General features: G+C 55.6%; 17 protein-coding genes. 11 read left to right on the forward strand and 6 right to left on the reverse strand.

The features are described from left to right. Positions 1-163: 163 nt before the first annotated feature. Positions 164-1,306, forward strand: a complete 1,143-nt coding sequence (locus tag RE6C_RS09140) for a multiheme c-type cytochrome (RefSeq protein ID WP_039961674.1) — start codon at positions 164-166, stop codon at positions 1,304-1,306. Here the strand turns inward: RE6C_RS09140 and RE6C_RS09145 are convergent. Then, positions 1,278-2,207: an aldo/keto reductase gene (locus RE6C_RS09145; protein WP_008655859.1), complete on the reverse strand. Its 930-nt coding sequence runs from the start codon at positions 2,205-2,207 to the stop codon at positions 1,278-1,280. The genes RE6C_RS09140 and RE6C_RS09145 overlap by 29 nt on opposite strands. 115 nt (positions 2,208-2,322) lie before the next feature. Between RE6C_RS09145 and RE6C_RS09150 the strand changes: the two genes are divergently transcribed. After that, entirely contained in the window at positions 2,323-2,838 is a 516-nt protein-coding gene (locus tag RE6C_RS09150; RefSeq protein ID WP_008655862.1) for a hypothetical protein, read from the forward strand. A 144-nt stretch (positions 2,839-2,982) separates the two neighbouring features. On the opposite strand, the gene RE6C_RS09155 is transcribed toward RE6C_RS09150, so the two are convergent. The 3 genes from RE6C_RS09155 to RE6C_RS09165 form a co-directional block, all read right to left on the reverse strand. Then, positions 2,983-3,516, reverse strand: coding sequence for a hypothetical protein (locus RE6C_RS09155; RefSeq protein ID WP_008655863.1), 534 nt, complete (start codon positions 3,514-3,516; stop codon positions 2,983-2,985). A 213-nt stretch (positions 3,517-3,729) separates the two neighbouring features. Continuing rightward, on the reverse strand, positions 3,730-3,987 hold the full coding sequence (locus RE6C_RS09160; RefSeq protein WP_008655864.1) for a hypothetical protein: 258 nt from the start codon (positions 3,985-3,987) through the stop codon (positions 3,730-3,732). Between the two features lie 21 nt (positions 3,988-4,008). Further along, the gene (locus tag RE6C_RS09165) at positions 4,009-4,677 is read right to left on the reverse strand and encodes a HEAT repeat domain-containing protein (RefSeq protein ID WP_236618057.1); all 669 of its coding nucleotides are present in this window, start codon (positions 4,675-4,677) and stop codon (positions 4,009-4,011) included. Positions 4,678-4,855: 178 nt separating this feature from the next. Between RE6C_RS09165 and RE6C_RS09170 the strand changes: the two genes are divergently transcribed. Further along, positions 4,856-6,199, forward strand: coding sequence for a hypothetical protein (locus RE6C_RS09170; RefSeq protein ID WP_236618058.1), 1,344 nt, complete (start codon positions 4,856-4,858; stop codon positions 6,197-6,199). A 155-nt stretch (positions 6,200-6,354) separates the two neighbouring features. Here RE6C_RS09170 and gnd read toward each other — a convergent pair whose 3' ends face one another. Next, positions 6,355-7,833, reverse strand: coding sequence for a decarboxylating NADP(+)-dependent phosphogluconate dehydrogenase (gnd, locus tag RE6C_RS09175; protein WP_008655870.1), 1,479 nt, complete (start codon positions 7,831-7,833; stop codon positions 6,355-6,357). A 478-nt stretch (positions 7,834-8,311) separates the two neighbouring features. On the opposite strand from gnd, the gene RE6C_RS09180 reads away from it, so the two are divergent. Together RE6C_RS09180 and RE6C_RS09185 are read left to right on the forward strand one after the other, a co-directional pair. Then, positions 8,312-9,763, forward strand: coding sequence for a DUF1598 domain-containing protein (locus RE6C_RS09180; protein ID WP_008655871.1), 1,452 nt, complete (start codon positions 8,312-8,314; stop codon positions 9,761-9,763). A 6-nt stretch (positions 9,764-9,769) separates the two neighbouring features. Beyond that, complete coding sequence (locus RE6C_RS09185; protein WP_008655873.1) at positions 9,770-10,663, forward strand: glycerophosphodiester phosphodiesterase; 894 nt, start codon at positions 9,770-9,772, stop codon at positions 10,661-10,663. A 31-nt stretch (positions 10,664-10,694) separates the two neighbouring features. On the opposite strand, the gene RE6C_RS09190 is transcribed toward RE6C_RS09185, so the two are convergent. Next, positions 10,695-12,155, reverse strand: a complete 1,461-nt coding sequence (locus RE6C_RS09190) for a hypothetical protein (protein ID WP_236618059.1) — start codon at positions 12,153-12,155, stop codon at positions 10,695-10,697. Positions 12,156-12,454: 299 nt separating this feature from the next. Here RE6C_RS09190 and RE6C_RS09195 point away from each other — a divergent pair, with 299 nt between their 5' ends. The 6 genes from RE6C_RS09195 to RE6C_RS09225 all read left to right on the forward strand — a co-directional run bounded on the left by RE6C_RS09195 (position 12,455) and on the right by RE6C_RS09225 (position 19,911). Then, on the forward strand, positions 12,455-13,681 hold the full coding sequence (locus RE6C_RS09195) for a hypothetical protein (RefSeq protein ID WP_039961649.1): 1,227 nt from the start codon (positions 12,455-12,457) through the stop codon (positions 13,679-13,681). 275 nt (positions 13,682-13,956) lie between these two features. Beyond that, positions 13,957-15,300: a Gfo/Idh/MocA family protein gene (locus tag RE6C_RS09200; RefSeq protein WP_008655876.1), complete on the forward strand. Its 1,344-nt coding sequence runs from the start codon at positions 13,957-13,959 to the stop codon at positions 15,298-15,300. Between the two features lie 59 nt (positions 15,301-15,359). Next, positions 15,360-15,605 (forward strand): hypothetical protein, encoded by a 246-nt coding sequence (locus RE6C_RS32795; protein ID WP_008655877.1) that lies wholly within the window; start codon positions 15,360-15,362, stop codon positions 15,603-15,605. 288 nt (positions 15,606-15,893) lie between these two features. Further along, entirely contained in the window at positions 15,894-16,199 is a 306-nt protein-coding gene (locus RE6C_RS09210) for a hypothetical protein (protein ID WP_236618060.1), read from the forward strand. A gap of 73 nt (positions 16,200-16,272) precedes the next feature. Continuing rightward, positions 16,273-17,103: a CvfB family protein gene (locus tag RE6C_RS09215; RefSeq protein WP_008655883.1), complete on the forward strand. Its 831-nt coding sequence runs from the start codon at positions 16,273-16,275 to the stop codon at positions 17,101-17,103. A gap of 243 nt (positions 17,104-17,346) precedes the next feature. Next, complete coding sequence (locus tag RE6C_RS09225) at positions 17,347-19,911, forward strand: DUF1553 domain-containing protein (protein ID WP_008655887.1); 2,565 nt, start codon at positions 17,347-17,349, stop codon at positions 19,909-19,911. Positions 19,912-19,942: the final 31 nt, after the last annotated feature.

Below are 19,942 nucleotides of genomic sequence, written 5' to 3' on the forward strand. Positions count from 1 at the left end.
TCGCGTCAACTGCAATATCACCCCCACACCAACCAACCATTGCGATCGCATCCCCCTGTTGGCTGATCGTGCCGCTCAAGTCGAAGCGGAACAGAACGCACGCAATCGTGTCGTAAATTTGAATAGCTACAACCGTTTTGTCCGCTTCTTCAATCGCATTCGCATGTCAAGCTTCACCAATCGACTTCCAATTGCATCCGTGATCACGGGGCTGGTCCTCGCAATGACAGCCATTGGTTTGTTGCAATCGCCGAGGAGCAAGAAGTCGGGACCTGAACTGGATGCATCTGACGGCGAGTTCATGCGGTGGGCTCCCGCTCAGGGTGGCGTGTTGGTCAGTTCGGCGGTCGATAGCACCAGCGTCGAAGGTGCGGCGGCCAAGCCAGTGGATCCACATTTGACCATGGGCAGCGAGACGTGCATCAAGTGTCACGCGAATGAAGTGAAGGTATGGAAGGCAACACCTCACCATCGCACCTTCGATGAATTGCATCGTCGTCCAGCCGCGAAAGAGATCGCGTCGAAGTTGGGCGTTCGTTCCATCAAATACGACGGCCGATGTGTTGATTGCCACTACACACAAAAAGTCGACTTGGCCTCAGGCAACGTCCATGCGATCGAGGGGGTTAGTTGCGAATCGTGCCATGGTTCAGCTAAGCAGTGGTTGGACCTGCACCATGACTATGGTGGCGAACAAGTCACGCGAGCGATGGAAACACCGGAGCATCGACAGCAACGTTTGGCTCAGAGTGTTGCGGCAGGGATGCGAAATCCAGTCAACGTGTATCTGGTTGCACAAAGCTGCTTGCGTTGTCACACGACCGCCGACGAAGAGCTCGTCAACGTGGGTGGGCACCCGACTGGTAGCTTGGATTTCGAATTTGTCTCGTGGAGCCAAGGCACCATCCGGCACAACTTCATCGATTCTGATGGCCAAACAAATGACCAGAACACTCGCGATCGATTGCGTGTCATGTTCGTCAGCGGCATGATCGCGGACTTGGAAGCCAGTCTTCGAGCGACTGCCGAAGCGACGCAAAAAGCAAAGTACGGTGTCACCGCCGCCAAACGCGCAGACCGAGCCGCGAAACGTTTGTTGTCAGTGTCTCAAAAGGTTGACTCGAAAGAGATTGAAAACGTCTTGATGGTCTACAGCGGCGTGACTTTGAAGCTGAACAACCGAGAGCAACTCATCCAAGCAGCTGATGCGATCGCCGATATCGGTTTCCGTTTCGCTGCGGAAACAAACGGTCACGTTCTCGAACCGCTCGACGCGTTCATCCCTCCGGCGAATCGCTGGAAGTAGCGAAAAGCTCGTTGACTTGTCGTCGCACTGCTTTGGGCAATGGGCCCGCGGTTCGAAAGTCAGCAATTTGTTCGGGACGATGGGCGCCCACCAACGCGGCGGTCACGCCAGGTTGGGATACCGCCCAGGAAATTGACAAATTCGCGACCGAGCGTCCGGTGTCGGCCGCAATTTCTTTCAGCTTGTCGACAATGTCATGAGCTCGTTCGCGGGCCGCGCCCTGAAAGATCGGATAGTTTGGCCGACTGTCACCTTCCGCGAAAACGTGGTCACGCTCAATTTTGCCCGCCAGCAATCCTTTCATGAGCGTCCAATAAACCCACGCGTCGCAGTCGTGTTCTTTCGCGTTGGCAATCTCGTTGGAAAGAGCATCCTGCTGAAGTCCATTCAGTGGACACTGGATCGCTGAGCAAGGAACAACGCTCGCGAAAGCTGCTCGTTGTTCGGGGGTGGCGTTGCATACCCCCACACGTTTCGCCATGCCTCGTTGCATCAGCCGTTGCAACGCCCAAGCACTTGCTTCGATCGGCACTTCATCATCGACACAGTGCAACATCAGCGTGTCAAAGCAGCGAATGCCAATGCGTCGGAGTGAGTTCTCAGCGTCGACGACGAGTGTTTCTGGATTACCATCGTTCATGCGAACGCCGTCTTCGCCGTAACGTTGACCGACTTTTCCAATGATTTGGATCTCATCGCGAGTTGCCCCGTCCAGGTCCTTGAGAGCCGCCCCAAGGCGTTCGTCTGCCTCCCCCTGCAGGCCATAGCTGTACGCCGTGTCGAACTGACGGATGCCTGCGTCGATTGCGGCATGAATGGTCGCGATTGCATTTTCGCGAGTGACGCCAATCGTGGTGACTCCCGCGATGGGCCAGAGCCCCAAGATGATGTGTTGGTTCAAAACAGTTGCGAGAATGAAAAAGGGAACTAAGTTGGGCGCAGGACGTGGTTAATTCGTAGTGAGAATTGCCGATCGTTCGATCCGATGACCTCTAGAAGAACAATTCAAAAGCAAGATGGCAACGACACCCACCAAAGCAACGACCGTTGCTCCCGGAATCACACGAGTCGAAAAGAACAACTCGAAGGGATATGTGGTCCGCGTTTGCCGCGATGGAGTGCGGAATTCAGAGTATTACTCCGACAAAATGTGCGGCGGAAAACGCAAAGCACTGCAGCTGGCAAAACAAAGCCACGCGGCTTTGTTGGAAGTGCTGGGGCCGGCCAATAACTCGACCAAAGACAAGTTGACCAGTCGAAACACCACTGGCAAGGTGGGGGTACATCTGGCCCACTCAGTCGACAATCGTTACCCCGGTTGCGAATACCAAGCGTACTGTGCGTCTTGGAAAACCGAGGATGGGCGACGGCAAAAGATCAGCTTCGCGTTCAATCGCTACGGCGAAGATGAAGCGTGGGAGCTGGCCTGCATCGCACGTGATCACGAATCGGTTGATCGAGAAGAGGTGCTCGCAATTCGCGAAAAACAGCTGAAGCGAAAAAGCCGGAAGACGAAGGCTCGCCGAAAATAGACAGCGAGACTTCGGCTACAGATAGTTCAACGGGTTCGGCGAGGAATCGTCGAACCCGTTCTTGTTTTGGGCACTGGGCGTGTTTGTCTTGACGACTTACTTCGCCATCAAAGAACCGACCATTTCAACGGCGATTCGTGTGGATCACGACAGCAACAATTGCTGGCCAGGTTCGGCATCGTCGATTTCGCGGCGGATCTCACGCAGGCCGTAGGCACACAGTTCGAACTGGTCGCTCAAGCGGTTCAGCAGCTCGCACGGCGGCCGCGTTTCATCAGCCTGGATCGTTGATGCGATCTTGTACGACCGTTTGCCGTGTTCGAAGTAGTTCAGCAATTGGTCCGGTGAATCCTTGCCATCGCCGCGCACCGACTCAGGAAACATTCCGGCCCAAAAGAGCGTGACGTCACCGATGTGTCGATGCACTTCACGTTTGGCGATGCCGATTCGACGTTCGGCTTCGCACAACAACTGAAAGACTTCCGTTGCCGGACGCCCATCGTTGCGCCGCATTTTGTGGACGGCGTCGATGCGAACGAATCGCAACATCAGGTCACTGACGTAACCGATCAACTGGACGTCCGCGACGCCCAACTTGGTTTGAAAAATCGATTCACTCAGTCCGCTGAGAAAGCGATCGAGTGTCGATCTTTTTTCAGGTGTGTGTTCAGCTGCCATTGCTTCATCCCCTTGTTCAGGCTGCGAAAGGGGGCCAATTGAAAGACCTGAAATCCACAATTAGTAGCCCGCTCACCCAAAGTCAAGACATCTTTTGGAGAGCTTGATGCCCCCGCTGGTCAAGGAAAGTGGGCTCGTGACACTTGGTAGAACGTGTCTGGCAACGCGTTGGATCAGACGTGATTGGCGGAAAACATCGCCAACCAAATGGCTTCACTGATTCTGATTGAGCGTTGCGGGAGGCGATGCATAGCTCGGACGAATGCCATTCAAAATGGCCGCACCGCAAACAGCAGAAAGAAACGCGATCAGTAGCCAAGCACAGCGCGCGACCAAGAGTCCGTAGTGCTTTTGAATCGCCGCGATCGAGCGAATTTGATAGGGGGCCATCCAGGGACCGATTGCGATGGCGGTCGTGATGGCGGCGATCAGCAATGCCAAGCTGCCGACCAATGTGTCATCGTGAATCAAAGCTACTTCCTGAGATCGAGTTCAAACGTCGCTTTGACGCAACCGGCGACGGATGACTCGGCGTTGCATGCGAGCCGTTTCGACATCAGGGTTGATATACAGACAACGATTCAGTGCATCGAGTGCTTTGTTGCCCTTGCCAAGTAGCACGCGGACTTTGGCCAGACTTTGCCAAGCCGTGTAATGGAATCGGCAATGCCACAAACACGATTGGTAGGCGGCTTCTGCCTTCTCAAAATCTTCCAAACCGTGCCAGCAAATTGCGAGCTGATGGTGAGCTTCCGCGTACAAAGGAGCTTGGTCGATCAGCACCATCGCGGGTGACAAAGCCGCGGCGTACTCGCCACCGTCGTTCAGGTGAATGACGCGAAGAAGTTTTTGGTGATGCAGTGGAGCCGCGTCACGAACGATGACGGAATGAAACGAGTCGTCCGCGACCAATCGAACTCCGCGATCGCTGTCCGAGAGAGCTCGGCCAAGAAAATCAACCGAATGACGGTCGCCCAACATCCCCAAAGCCAATGCAGCGGCACGGCGATGTTCGACTTCACCTCGAGAAAGCAGTGCGGTCAGCGTGGCCGACGTGTAGTGCTCATCAACGTCGTGAGCAAACCGGGGTGCGTCCGCGGAGCCGAGGTATCGCCGGTAGGCGGCGACTAGGCGAGTCGTGTGGACGATGGGAGCTGTCACGTTCGATTCCACCTTGGGCTAGTCAGGACGGTCTGGGAGGATTGGGCGGGTCAAACGGCCTGGAGCCGGTTTTTCACTTGCAATTTGGCTGCTGTGGTTTGACTTCTCGATGTTAGACCGATCAAGCTGTCGGGCAAGACGGCACACCAAAAGAACTTTCCAACGCACGGATTGTCGGATGCTATCCCAACCACTTTTCCTCGATGGCTTTCCGCACGCGGGAGCTTGCCGAACCCGCCAAAACACGGCACTTCGCCCAACTGCCGACCGTTCGGTCCAAACGACGAATCGACTGAACGGGCAAGCGCGAGAAGATTGGGGAAGACATTTTGTGGTCGCGGTTTTGGGGGCGACGTTTTCCATTTGCTGGGGGTTACCGGCCTTTTGTCAGCCTCCAGCGGACTCTCCGTTGCAGGCGTCGGCTTTCACCCGGACCGTGATCACGGTGTCATTGGATGGGCAAACGGCGGAAGAGGCGATCAATCAAATTGTTTCGCAGGTCAGTTCCGGAAGCCCCGATCGGCCTTGGACTTGGTGGCGCGATGGCGGCGTCGACCCAAACAAAATCGTTTCGCTAAATTTGGCCGGTGGTTCTGCCGCACAAGCGATGACCCAACTGACCCGTCCGCTGGGCTGGGAAGCTTTTCCGATCCCGGGGATTTTGTTGGTCGGGCGACCCGAATGGATCGATCGGACGCTTGGTACTTTGGTGAGTTCTGCCAAGCAAGAATCAATCGATGTTCAATGGCCCAGGGGCACGTCATCGACCATGGCACTGAATGCCGTGCTCGCGAGCGCAGAGAATCGTCGATTGAATTTGCAGGGTGTCTCATCGGACGAAGCGGTCGGTGTGCGTTGGTTGCCGCACGATGTTTGGCCGGAAGCCAAGCTGCGAAAGGTTGACCCTTGGCATGTCGCGTCGATGGCGTTGTCAGAATTCCAGATGGCTGCACGCCGAGGCACACCGCTGGCCAGATTGCGGTCGCGTGATGATTCTCTTCCGGACGGAGTTCGCGTCATCGAGCCCAGCGACACGGACTGGAAAGACGTCAAGTTCTTGATGACTTATCCGATGGAGGATGGCGAAGCCGAGGTTCGGCGAGCGGTCCAAGCCGTTGATGCGGCCGCGTCGTTTCGATCTGGTCGCGATCAAAAGACTCGTACGAAGACATTGCGAGTGCACACGAATCCGGCCGGACATCGCGCGGCTTTGGCGGCGCAATGGAATGCTGCTCCGGCGCCTGCACAAATCGCGGCATCGGGAAGAGAGGCCACTTACGATCTGAAGTTGTTGAATAAACCCGCCAACGAAGTGCTGTCACAATTCGCAGGTGCGGCGGGGAAGATGTTGGCCATCGACGACAATGCGAAACTGCGAAGTCAGACATTGGTGAGCTTGGACGCAACGAAGCAAACGCTATCGCAGTTGGCTCAGACAATTGCCGCGCAAGCCAACCTGAAGGTTGATTGGGGCGAGCAAGTTGTCCGCGTCAGCTTGCCGGTCGATGATTCCGGTGAATGAAAAGACCGGCTGATCTTTCGCGGCACTCAACAACTTTTGCCGCGGGTTTTTGCCGTGATCAAAGGTTGCATTCATGACACGAAAAAAGGCCGGCGTTTGCCGACCTTTTTGTGCATGACCAACCATCAGGTCAGTCGTGTGTTGCCAACTGCAAATTAGGCTTTGGGCTCTTTGCGAAGTTGAATCCACTCGCTGTGGAAGGTGCCTTCTTTGTCCAAGCGTTGGTAGGTGTGCGCACCGAAGTAATCGCGTTGGGCTTGCAGCATGTTGGCTGGCAAACGTTCCATGCGATATCCGTCGTAGTAGCACAACGCGGTGCTGAACGCGGGAACTGGAATGCCCATGATCGAAGCGACGGCGACAACCTTTCGCCATTTTTCTTGTGCGTTTTCGACCGCGTCTTCGAAGTACTTCGCGAGAAGCAAATTCTCCAGATTTGGATCAGCGTCAAAGGCTTCTTTGATGCGATCCAGGAACTGAGCACGGATGATGCAGCCACCTCGCCACAGCAATGCAGCGGCACCGTAGTCCAAGCCCCAGTTGTGCTCGGCCGATGCGGCTTGCAATTGAACGAAGCCTTGGGCGTACGAAACAATCTTGGAAGCGTAGAGTGCTTGGCGAACTGCTTCGACGAACTCAGCGCGGTCACCGACCAACGATTGAGCGATCGCTCGCATTTCTGGGTTGGATGATTCAGCTGGACCGTTGAGCGTCTTGCTGGCCCGAGTTCGTGCTTCCTTTTGTGCCGACAACCCGCGAGCGAACACGGCGGTTGTGACCAGGGTGCTTGGGACGCCGAGGTCGAGAGCCAATTGGCTCATCCATTTGCCTGTGCCCTTCGCACCGGCAACGTCCATGATCTTGTCGACGAGGTACCCGTCGCCACCTTGGTCGTCTTTGACGCTGAAAATGTCGCGAGAAATTTCGATCAGGTAGCTTTGCAGGTCACCGCGGTTCCATTCGTCGAAGACGTCGTACAGTTCGTCGTTGGACAAACCGCCGAGTTCTTTGAGCAATTGGTAGGCTTCGCAGATCAACTGCATATCGCCGTACTCGATGCCGTTGTGAACCATTTTGACATAGTTGCCCGCACCGCCGGCACCGAGCCATTCGCAGCAAGGAATGTCGTTGTTGGGGCCGACCTTGGCTGCGATCGACTGGAACATCTCTTTGATGTGAGGCCATGCTTCGGCACTTCCGCCGGGCATTAATGATGGGCCTTTGAGGGCACCTTCTTCTCCACCGCTGACGCCGCAACCGACGTAGAGCATTCCGGCTTCTTCGACTTGCTTGGTGCGGCGTTCGGTGTGAACGTAGTACTCGTTGCCACCGTCGATGATGATGTCGCCGGGTTCGCAATGAGGCAGCAATTGCTCGATCAAGGCATCGACGGCGGGGCCTGCTTTGACCAACATCATCAATTTGCGAGGTCGTTTGACTGATTTGACGAATTCTTCGATCGAGTGACAGCCGACGAAGTTTTTGCCCTTCGCACGGCCTTCCATCAAAGCGTCAACTTTGGACGTGGTGCGGTTGTAGACGGCGACTTTGTAGCCGCGGCTTTCGACGTTCAAGGCCAGATTTTCGCCCATGACGGCCAAACCAATCAGGCCGAAATCACAATCACCACTCATAGCTGTACTTTTGTTCGTGTGTTAGACGGGGACGTGACGACCCGGGTTGCGGCGATCCGAGCGTGCCGCAGCGGTTCACGTGGGCCAGCAGTGTAAATGACTGGGGCACGGCGAAAAGGCCTGGACGCTGTTTGTACGCCCCGTTTGGCTCCATACACTTCAGGTTGAAGGCACTCCAATCGCTCCAACCGGTTTAATCTCGATTGTCGGCGTAGCTCGAGGGCAGTGCGCGTCGGCTTGGCGGCGGTCAGAGAAGACTCCAGCTCCGGCCGACAGCTGTTGATCTCCGGCTAATCCCCCATTCGGCGGAATTGGGTGCGGCGAGGTCGTCGTCCGAACCCAGGGAAAAGCTCCTCAGGAATTTCGTTGAGGTTTTCGGCGGGCGTTATTAGACTGACCTTTGGCTGCCGGTCGGAATCCGATCGACGTCGGCCCTCATTCTCACCCTCGACGTTCTTCTCTGTAAAAGAATCCACCGATGCGACTGATCGATCGCCATTCTCGAATTCGCACCTTGGCCAGTTTCGCGTTCGCAGCGTTCATGGCGATTGCGTTGGTTCCCTCCAGCTTCGGCCAAGTCGGCCAAGTCGGCCAAGACGGTGGCGGCGGCGGTGGCGGTGGCGGTGGTGATGTCACCAACAATTTCGGTGACCAGCCTGCTGGTGTGGACGTCGATGCTGCGGGCGTCTTGAAAATTCGCACGATTGATCCGCGTTTGGCTCGCCAGCGTTGGATGCAGTCGCGAGCCAATGCGGCTCCTGGCGAATCCATGGAAACCAGCAAGCTGCGAAAGGTCTCGCTGAACCGACTGGAAGCAGCTATTTCCGAATATGTCGAAGCGGATCGTCCGCTTCCCGATGAGATGCTCGCCATGGCCGGGCTGACCTCCGTCCAGTACGTATTCTTCTACCCCGATTCCAACGACATCGTTTTGGCTGGCCCAGCCGAAGGTTATGTTGCCGACGCAACTGACCGCTTTGTCGGAATGCAGTCAGGACGTCCAAGCGTTCTGTTGGAAGACGTCGTCGTTGCTCTTCGAGCTTTCCCGCCGCAAGGCAAACCGGCTCGCGTGATTTCGGTTTCGATCGATCCAACACCAGAAGGCCTGCAGCGAATGCAGCAGTTCCTCGTGCGAGTCGGTGGACGTGCCGGCCGCGGCGACACACAGCAACTCGTTCGTGGTCTGAAGCAGAACTTGGGGCTGCAAACGGTCACCATTGAGGGCATCCCGGCCGCCAGCCACTTCGCTCGCGTGTTGGTCGAGGCCGACTACCGAATGAAGTTGCTTGGCATCGGTTTGGAGCAACTGCCTGTTCCGGTCCGCAGCTATGTTTCTCGCACCAACCCCGTCAGCGTTTCGGCGAACTCGATGGAACGTTGGTACTTTCAGCCCAACTATGACGGTGTTTCTGTCAGCGAAGACAACTTGGCGATGCGAATCAACGAACGTGGTGTTCAGTTGGTCGGTGCCAATGAACGCGTTCAAGGCGACGGTGCCCGAGTTGGAACCGGTCGTGTGAATCGCGCCAGCCAAGCGTTCACGAAAGAGTTCACCGAGAAGTACAACCAAATCGCAGACCGCGTTCGCGTGTACGCCGAGTTGCGTCAATTGATCGATCTGTCGATTGCCGCGGCTTACATTCACGAGCAAGACTTCTACGGACAAGCCAACTGGTCGATGCCAGTTTTGGGCGACGAAGGCAAGGTCAGCGTCCAGACTTACACAGCGCCCGAGAAGGTCGAAACAGCCGTCAATGCGATCTGGCGAGGCAACACTTTGATGACTCCTTTGGGTGGCGGCGTGAACGTCCAGCCACGGATTGCACTGAAGAAGGACCACGTCACAATCGACACCGAAGGCCAGCACGTGCAGGTCAAACATTCCTCGGGGCCAGATCAATTGGCACCCGGCCAATGGTGGTGGGACTGATTCAAGATGACATCGATTGACTCGACTTTCTTCGCCGCCGCGGCTCGTTTCGCGGCAGCGTTTTCTTTTGTTGCATGCCTCGGTTTGAGCTCGCTGCAAAACGTTCGCGGCAACGAGAACACGCCGAAAACCAAACCGGTGCCGATGATCGTGGCTCACCGCGGTGCGTCCTATACCGCACCGGAAAATACGTTGTCCGCGTTCAATTTGGCTTGGGAAGAGAACGCCGATGCGATTGAAGGCGACTTCTATCTATCGGCCGACGGTGAGATCGTCTGCTTGCATGACAAGACGACGGCCCGTACCGCACCGGAATCGCCTTCCCTGAAGGTGTCTGAGGCCACCCTGGAACAGCTTCGCAAATTGGATGTTGGAGCCTGGAAGCACGAACGTTACGCCGGCGAACGCATCCCTACTTTGAAGGAAGTCATGGCCACAGTCCCCGATGGGAAGGGAATCTTCATCGAAATTAAATGTGGCCCCGAGATCTTGCCAATTTTGAAGCAACAATTGGAAGAATGCTCGCTCAAGCCCGAGCAAATCACGATCATCTGCTTCAACGATGATGTCGTTCGCCAAGCTCGTGCGATGATGCCCTACGAAGCGAACTGGTTGTCGTCGTACAAGAAGCAACTGACGGGAGGCTGGAAGCCGAGTCTCAGCACAGTGACCGAGCAATTGAAGTCAACGAACGCATCCGGGTTTGGGACGCAGGTCAAAGATGGGCTGGTCGGCCCGGTTCTCAATGAAGCGTTCTGTGAGGCCGTTCGTGGCATCGGCTGCGACATGCATGGTTGGACAATCGACGATGCCGAGGTGGCTAGGCAGTTGGTCAATCTCGATTTCGTCAGCATCACCACCAATCGTCCGGCTTACATCCGAGACGCTTTGACGAAGTGAGTTCAGCTCGGAGCGATTCCGCTGCTTCCGGCTAGCGGAGTTCGAGGACTTTGCGGAGCTTCGTTTCCACGATTAAATCCGATTCGGCTTTCAGGCGTTCTTGCAAACGCTGTTTGACGGTTCGGTTTTTCGATGGGGCCAAGATCGAGATCACGTGCATTCGAACCTGACGATCTGGATCGTCGAGCAACATCGACAACCAAGGCCAGGCGTTCAGACCTCCTGATTTCAACATCGAGTCAATTAGCGTGATCCGGTCCTTGGGTTGGGCGATTGCGATCGCTGTTCCGAACTCAAGTTGCACGTTTGAAAAGCCGCGTTCGATCAATTCGGCGCGAGCTTGTTCGGCCAGCGATCCATCGGGGTTGCCCAAGTGCCGCAAGATGGTTTCGTCGTCCATCGCGGTGAATGGAGATCCGGTCAGCTCCGCGTTGACGCGGATGACTCGCTCTTCAGCGGATTTTGCCAGGCGTGGCAGTTCAGGAACTCGGTGGACCAAGGATTCCTCAGACGAGGTTGGAACCGTCGTCAATGGAACGGTGACACCATCGGGGACAGATTCCAGTTTTCCATCGCCTGATTCCGACGAACCAGCGGACTGCAAACGCGTGGCTGTCTCTCGAACTTGGATCGACTGTGATTCCGATGTCCCCGAGCGAATGATTGCAACGGGACGCGATGGAGGCCAATCGGTCCACATCGAATCGGTGTCCGCCTTGGGCAATTGATCGGGAGCTTCCTTCGCCAACGGGGCTTTGGCCAGGGTTCGTACCGGCTGGTCCAGTTGGGCCAACGTATCGCGAGAGCTTTGCGACACACCAGCGATCAATTGACGAAGTTCTTCGGTTAATTCCGCATCGCCGAGCGTCTCGGTGCCCGCGAATTCGAGCATGGTTTGTCGGAGCAGCGATCGGGTGCGAGCGGTCTGTCTCGCCGTCCATTCAGTGGAAGGCTTGTTAGCGATGTTGTTGCGCACGCCATCGATCAGTCGTTGATGTGAGCGGGCGGCCATCTCCGGCGAAAGCGTCGTCCAATCGTTTTGTAGTTGGTTGAGAAGTCCAAAGGCGACTTCAGAAACCGCGTCCTCGTCATCGATCAGGTTTGCCGACAGCGGTTCAATCGCATCAATTCCGAAGCCAGCGATCTGAATCAGTCGGCCGCTCTTATCGGTAGCGTTAAGAGTCGGAAGTTCTTGGACGAGCTTGTTCAGCAGGTACTGTTTGCCGTAGACGGTGACCAACAACCAGATCGTCGTGATTGCCGCCGCGATTCCGAGGAACTGCAGAGCGTGCACGAACCTTTGCTTGGCTCCGCTGGCGGGAGGCAAAGCAATCGAGAATGGGTTCGGCGCATCGGCCGAGGAGTGCGATTGGGAAGGGGACGTCGGCATGGCCGGATTGTGCCGATCGGAGCCTTCTGGCAACAAGATCAATTCGTAGGCGATTGATCGCGTGATTCCGCTAGATAGCGGAATCGCTTGGCCTGCACGCACTCTTGTGAGCCGATCGAGGTCAAACATCCGCAGCCGAGATGGAAAGATGCGCTGATTAGGCGAGTGAATCCTCTCGAAACGAAAGGTGCGGTGGATCAGTTTTTGAAGGATTTACCGTTTTGACCTGCAATCTGGCTAAGCCTTTTCGATCAGACGAACCGATACTACCGGCACAACCCAATGCGGTTTGCTCAGAAAGTGGGGCGGCGGCGGGACTTAACAGTGATCAGCAGTGACGTTGATTGAGCAAGTTCTCAATTGAACGTGACGGCAACTCCTAGCATGACGGTGGAACAACGATGTCGGTACGGAAGCTGACTGCAAAACTATTGGCAGCCCTGGCGGTATTTGCTGGTGGCGCTTCGGTGTCTGCCCAGGAGCATGCTTTGGCGGACCCCTTCGCGTTTGACCCAGACTTTCAATGGTTCGAGCCGATCTACGATGCTGACATCGTGGACACGAAACCAAAGAAACGGGCTCACACGGGTTGGTTCGGAACCTACGACAAGCTGCACATGTGGGGCAAACGCCCTGAAGGTGAAGCGACAACGCTCGGCGGCGACAGTGGCGAATACCAGCTCGACTTCGGTGACGGACACCGTTACGAATTCGGGTACATGAGGCCCCAAAAAGAAACGGGTTGGTTGTTTGGTTGGTCGGATCTGGACATCGGTGCGGGTGAATTCACTCGCATCGAACGGATCAACCGCCTCAACGTGAGCCAGTTGGATGGTGAGCCCGAGTTTCCGGGGGGGCGATTCGGTCAGAATGTTCTGACTGATGACAACAACAACTTCGGCTTCGATACTCGGTTCTACGATATTGGTCGTTCAACCACCTCCGTCGAGTACGATACCTACGAAATCAACAAGACGTGGCGAATGGAACCCTATCACTACGGTGGGATTCTCGAGCCCATGGTCGGTGTGAAGTTCGTCACATTGGACGACCGAGCGGTGACAAACACCTACTCGCGGACTCGTGAAGACGGTGCTGACATTCTGCCGGGCACGACGGAACTGACGCAGAACCCATACTTCGTCGACCTTGGTATCAGCCCTGATGCGTACGAACGTTTGGATCAGGACCTTTCCGAAGTTGAAAACGAGATGTACACGCTGCAACTCGGTTTCCGATACTTCAAGTTCGTGAATCGTTTCCGCTACTCGCTTGAGTTCCGTGCCTTCAGCGGCGTGAACCTGCAGCACGCAACGCGGTACGCCATGTCAGAGAACACGTTCTATGACGGCTTCGGTGCTGACTCGGAAGTCACATCGTTCTACCGGACTCAGAACAAACTGGAGCACTATCGCGATGAGCGATTCTTCATCGGATACGACGCTCGAGCAGAACTGGGCTACCAGTTGACCAACATGATTCACGTCCGAGGTGGTTTCCAAATCTTCGACCTGGCCAAGGGGCTTGGACGAGCTGGACACGAAAGCGACGCGGGCACCATGATCGGACCGTCTGACCAAAACTTCTTGGCAGTAGGCGGAACATTCGGGATCGAACTGAACCGCTAATTCAGTCATCGTCCCACTGCTAGCTGATCACATCATTGAAGCCGGCGAGGTGAATTCACCTTGCCGGCTTTTTTTCGTAGGCATGCAGCATTCTTATGCCACTGGCAATGCCTGGTAGACGGACGTGCTCTTCGAATGAATTCTGGTTGCTAACGCTCGCATGGCAACAACTTGCGATTCACTCGTGATGGTGAAGGATCCGGTATGATGCAGGCCCAATCGCTTCGCGGTTGCCCGCCTCACCTTCCCTCCCTCGCCTCGAAACGAGACCCGCCATGCGCCCTCCCAAGGATCGACGTTCCTTTTTAAAGTCCACCGCGATCGCTGGAACCGCGATCACGCTCTCCGCGACGCAGTACTCTCGTGTCTACGGCGCGAACGAACGTTTGCAAATCGCGAGTGTTGGAACTGGCGGCAAGGGCTGGAGCGACTTGCTTGGCGTCGCGGCGAGCCCGCATGTCGACGTGGTGGGGCTGTGTGACATCGATAGCTCGGCGAAACACTTGGGGCAGGCTGCCGAAAAGTTCTCGTCCGCCCGTCAATACGATGATTGGCGGAAGTTGCTGGACGAAAGCGGCGATGTGCAGGGTGTGTTGGTTTCCACGCCAGATTTCATGCACGCACCTGTATCTCTGCCCGCGATGCAATTGGGCAAGCATGTCTTCTGCCAAAAACCGCTAACTCACACGGTTCTGGAAGCCCGCCAAATGCGGAAGGCGGCAAAGAAGCACGGTGTGGTCACCCAAATGTGCAATCAAATTCAATCGCACTCCGCTTATCGAACGGCAGTGCAGCTGATTCATGAAGGCATGATTGGGAAAGTCCGAGAAGTGCACTCGTGGCAGGGCGGCCAGCCTTCCTGGCCGCGAAACATTCCTCGCCCGAGCGGCAATGATCCGATTCCTTCTCATGTGCGTTGGGATTTGTGGCAGGGCGTCGCGGTGGAGCGACCGTACAAGATCGGGATGTATCACCCATTCAATTGGCGTGGCTGGCAGGCTTATGGCACGGGGCAGTTGGGTGACTTTGGGTGCCACATCATGGATCCGGTCTTCAAAGCGTTGCAAATCGCATCGCCAACCAAACTGACGGCCGAAGCACCTGAATTGATGCCAGAAACCTGGACGGATCGGGCAACCGTGCGGTACGAGTTCCCCGGAACGAAGTACACCGCTGGTTCGACATTGCCGGTCACTTGGTACGACGCGGTGGGTGTATCGCCGCCACGCGAACGACTGGCACATATTCCCGTCGATGCGAAGTTGCCCGGTGCGGGATCGGTTCTCATTGGCGAAACGGGGTCCCTGGTGATCCCTCATGTTGCGATGCCGAAGCTCTATCGTGCGGATCAAACATTGGTTGAAGACCTACCGGTTGTTCCGTCCGTAAATCACTACACCCAGTGGGCGGATGCTTGTCGCGGTGCAGCGGAAACGACTTCTCATTTTGATTATGCCGGGCCGCTGACCGAGGCGGTCTTGCTAGGAACCATCGGAATTCGATTCCCCGGGCAAGAACTGCACTGGGATGCCGAATCTATGCAAATCAAAAATCACGCCGAAGCGCAGCGATGGACTACCAAACCCTATCGCAAGGGCTGGGAGCCAGCCTGGATTTAAGGTCCTGACGAAGCCCCAGCGAATCGTCATTCGTTCCGCGGGCGAGCAATAGAACGGTCATGAATGAAGTTCCATCTGATCCCAACGACTCAGTAGTTGGCGAGTCGCCTGAACAAACGGCGACGAAACACAATGCTGGTTTGGATTTGCATTGGCGATGGGAACCCACCGCGGAAGAATCAATGTTGACTGATCGATCGGATACGCCAGTTGATGAGTGGCTTGCCAACCCGCAGTGGCCTCAGTTTCGAGGTCCTGGCGGAGTGAGCCAGCAAAACGGACCGGCGATTGTGACGCATTGGTAATCAAAGAAACTTGAATTGGTTTGGAAGGTTTTCGTGGGGGCTGGATGGTCATTGTTTGCCGTTGCCGGGAACCTGCTTTTCACGAAGGAACAACGTGGCGAGAACGAAACGGTTGTTTGCTACACGGCCGACGAGGGCAAAGAGGTTGTGGCTGGTGTGCTTTTCAAGTGAAGCAAGACGGTGAATCTGGGCTGGGTCAGGCGTTTCAACAATTTTCGGCCTCGTATCGAATCGGCGGCGGTTCGGATACAGTTCAGGTTCAATCAACCGCAAGTGGCCGAGGAAACCATGGCAAAAGTCGATCAACCAGCCCCGAAGAAAGATGAGCCGGAGTCGCTTGCCGACCACTCGGCGACGATTAAGTCGCAGATACTTGAGAAAATCGGGAGGCCTCCGCGACTGCACCGCGTGGAAGTGTGTCGGCATCACAACGGCAACTACCGGGTCAATATTTGGGAAGAGCTGGAACCCATTGGAGAGTTTTCTCTCTCAAAACGGATCCACATCGGTGCGTCCTATTACCTGAAGGTCGCTGACTCGGGCGAGATCCTTCACAGCAATCCTCCGCTGAAGAAACGTAAAAACTCGAAGTGATTTCGGTCCCCGGCGGACGGGATCGTGGTCGATCGACAAAGCTGCAGCTGATTGATTTGCTGGAACACCAAACATGATGATCGAAATCGGCGGCACGTATGATCTAGAAGTCGTCAAGCAGACCGACTTTGGCGTGTTTCTGGATGCTGGAGACTTGGGCGAGATTTTACTGCCCAAAAAGCACACCCCGGAAGGCTTGAGCCCCGGCGACATTGTCGAAGTCTTTCTCTACACCGACTCCGACGACCGCCCCATCGCGACCACGCAAGTTCCCAAAGCCGAGGTTGGCGAGTTCGCGTATTTGGAAGTCAAAGAAAACACACCGGTGGGCGCGTTCTTGGACTGGGCATTGGACAAAGACGTGCTGGTGCCGTTTGCAGAGCAACATCGGCCAATGGTTGTGGGAAAGTCCTACATCGTCTTTCTGTACCTGGACAAACAAGATCGAATCACGGCCACGTCCAAGATCGACAAGTACGTGAGCAACGATCCTGAACACGGTTTCTACGCGCAGCAAGCGGTTGAGCTGATCATCGCGAATAGCACCGAAATGGGATACAAGGCGATCATCGACCAGAGCCACTGGGGATTGCTTTACAATGACGACGTGGACGAGCGAATCAGTTTCGGCCAAACCATCCAAGGATATGTCAAACACGTCCGCGTTGATGGCAAGATCGATCTGAGCCTCAAGAGTGGCCAGCAAATTCGTGATCACTACAGCCAGATCATCGAAGATCATCTGCGAGACCACGGCGGATTTGCACCCGTTCACGATAAGTCGCCATCGGAACAGATTTCGGATTTGTTTGGCATGAGCAAAAAGCAATTCAAAAAGGCGATCGGTGGCCTGTACAAGCAAAAGGTTATCACGATCGAGAAAGACGGCATCCGATTGGTTTGACCGCCGGATCTATATTAGGATAACTCCGCGTCCAAATCGGGATGTTCATTCAAACGTTCGGTGCGGTGATGAGTGCGATGAGTCATCCGGTTCTGATTACGTTTGTGGTTGCATGCGAGCGGATTGACAGTCGGAATGATATCGACGAAGCGGGATTGGGGACCTTCGTAATGTGGGACCAGTTCGAATCGGAAAATTCAGGGGCCGATCATGCCAGAGACGCCAAGTTCTAGGAGACGGCCAATGCATCCGATTCACTCGCGAACTTCGTCTTTGATCTCTCTAGCCGGTGGGAAATCGCATCGCGGCGTATCGACCATTGGCCTGATCTCGCACATCGCAATTTTGACGGCCGTGCTGGTAATAGTGGTCGGTTCCGTTGCTGCTCAGGCGGACGATGAGCTTGAACAACTCGGCGCAGCAGAGCCCACAGCGGAATCGCTGGATTTCTTTGAATCCAAGATTCGCCCCTTGCTGATCGACCACTGCTACGAGTGCCATGGTGAGGACTCGCAGGAATCCGAACTTCGCGTTGACACGTTGGCGGGAATGCTGACCGGTGGATTGGCGGGGGCATCCGTCATTCCGGGCAAGCCGGCGAGCAGCTTGTTGGTCACTGCCGTCCGCTATCACGATAACGATCTGAAGATGCCGCCGGACGAGAAGTTGTCAGACACTCAAATTGCGGACGTTATCCGGTGGGTTGAGATGGGAGCACCCCATCCCGACGCAAACACGGTCGGACCAATTGTTCCGCGGAACGAGGTGGACTTGGAAGAAGGTCGCAAGCACTGGGCGTTCCAGCCGCCTGTGAAAGCGACTCCGCCGATCGGTGACGCATCGATGGATGTTCCAAACCCGATCGATGCATTTGTACTGACCAAATTGCATGCCGAAGGCCTGGGTCCCAACCCGCCTGCCGACAAACGGACACTTCTCCGCCGAGTCACGTTTGACTTGACCGGTTTACCGCCAACACCTGAGGAGATCAATGCCTTTCTGTCCGATCATTCAGGCAACGCATTCGCGAAAGTGGTCGATCGCTTGCTCGCTTCGCCTCACTACGGTGAACGTTGGGCGCGCCATTGGTTGGACGTCGCTCGCTATGCCGATTCGAACGGGCTGGATGAAAACGTGGTCCATGGCAATGCGTGGCGTTACCGTGACTACGTCGTGCGATCACTGAACGATGACAAACCCTACGACGAATTCGTCGTCGAGCAATTGGCGGGTGATCTGCTGGACTCGGGCAGCGACGTTGAGCTTCGTCACGAGCGTTTGATCGCAACCGGCTTCCTCGTTTTGGGGCCAAAGGTTCTGGCGGAAAAGGACCAAGCCAAGATGGAGATGGACATCATCGACGAACAGATCGATACCGTCGGTCGCAGTCTGATGGGGCTCACGCTCGGGTGTGCCCGCTGTCACACGCATAAGTTTGATCCAATCAGTCACCACGACTACTACGGACTGGCCGGGATCTTTCAAAGCACTCAAACGATGGACAGCTACGAGACGGTCGCGAAATGGCATGAGAATACGATTGAGACACCTGACCAGGCGGAGGAGCTGAAGCAGCATCAACAAAGGATCGACGATCAAGAAGAGTTGATTTCTAAGAAGATTTCGGACGCCAAGTCAAAGCTGGACCCGGCACCCGATGCCGCGGACAAACCGGATGAGATTGAGAAGCGATTCCCGGATGAAACTCAGGCCGAGCTCACATCACTTCGTGGAGATCTCGATCGTTTGAAAGGCGAAACGCCGGAGTTGCCAACTGCAATGGGCGTTGTCGATGGCGACATTGCGGATACCGCCGTGCATCTTCGCGGCAGTCACCTGACCCTTGGCGACGTGGTTCCTCGCCGCGTGCCTGAGGTTTTGGCTCTCGATGATCAACCGGTGATTCCAGCCGACCAAAGCGGTCGACTCGAGTTTGCACAGTGGTTGACCGATGGGCGTCATCCGCTCACCGCCCGCGTGATGGTCAACCGTTTGTGGCGTGGCCACTTTGGCAGAGGTTTGGTTCCGACTGTCGACAACTTTGGATTGAAGGGCAGCCCACCAACGCATCCAGAATTGTTGGATTGGTTGGCGATTCGATTTGTCGAGGAAGGTTGGTCGATCAAGGCGATGCACCGGATGATCGTGCTTTCGCAAACCTATCAACAAAGCAGCGATTTTGACGCGTCCAACGCGGAACGGGATCCGGGCAACCAGTTGTATTGGCGATTCAGCGTGCGACGGCTGGAAGCTGAAGCAATTCGCGATGCTTTGTTGGCTGTCAGTGGTCAACTCGACCGGACCACCGGCGGCAACATCATGCAGTACAAGAATCGTGAGTATGTGTTCAACCACACGTCGCAAGACAAATCAAAGTACGATTCGAATCGACGTTCGATCTACGTGCCAGTGATCCGCAATCACTTGTACGACATGTTCCAGCTGTTCGACTACACCGACGCGAGTGTTCTGAACGGCGATCGAAATACCAGCACGATCGCTCCGCAGGCATTGTTCCTAATGAACTCTGAGATGGTGTCTGACCTGACGTTTGCGATGGCAGATCGTTTGCTGAATGATGACGCCGACTCAGCGCAACGCATTCAACGTTTGTACTTGGAAGCTTACGGACGGCCAGCTAGCGATGCGGAGATATCCGACGGCGTCCGGTTCCTCTCACGATTCGAGACGATTCTGCGAGAAAACAATGTTGGTTCCCTTAGCAGCGAGTCCAATCCGGAACGCTCCGCTTGGCAAGCGTTTTGCCAAGCCGTGGTGTCGTCCAGCGAATTTGTCTATCTCCGTTAGAAACTTCGTTCATCCAATGAAGTCCCGCCTC

It is taken from the genome of Rhodopirellula europaea 6C (assembly GCF_000338295.1).
Lineage (GTDB): Bacteria > Planctomycetota > Planctomycetia > Pirellulales > Pirellulaceae > Rhodopirellula > Rhodopirellula europaea.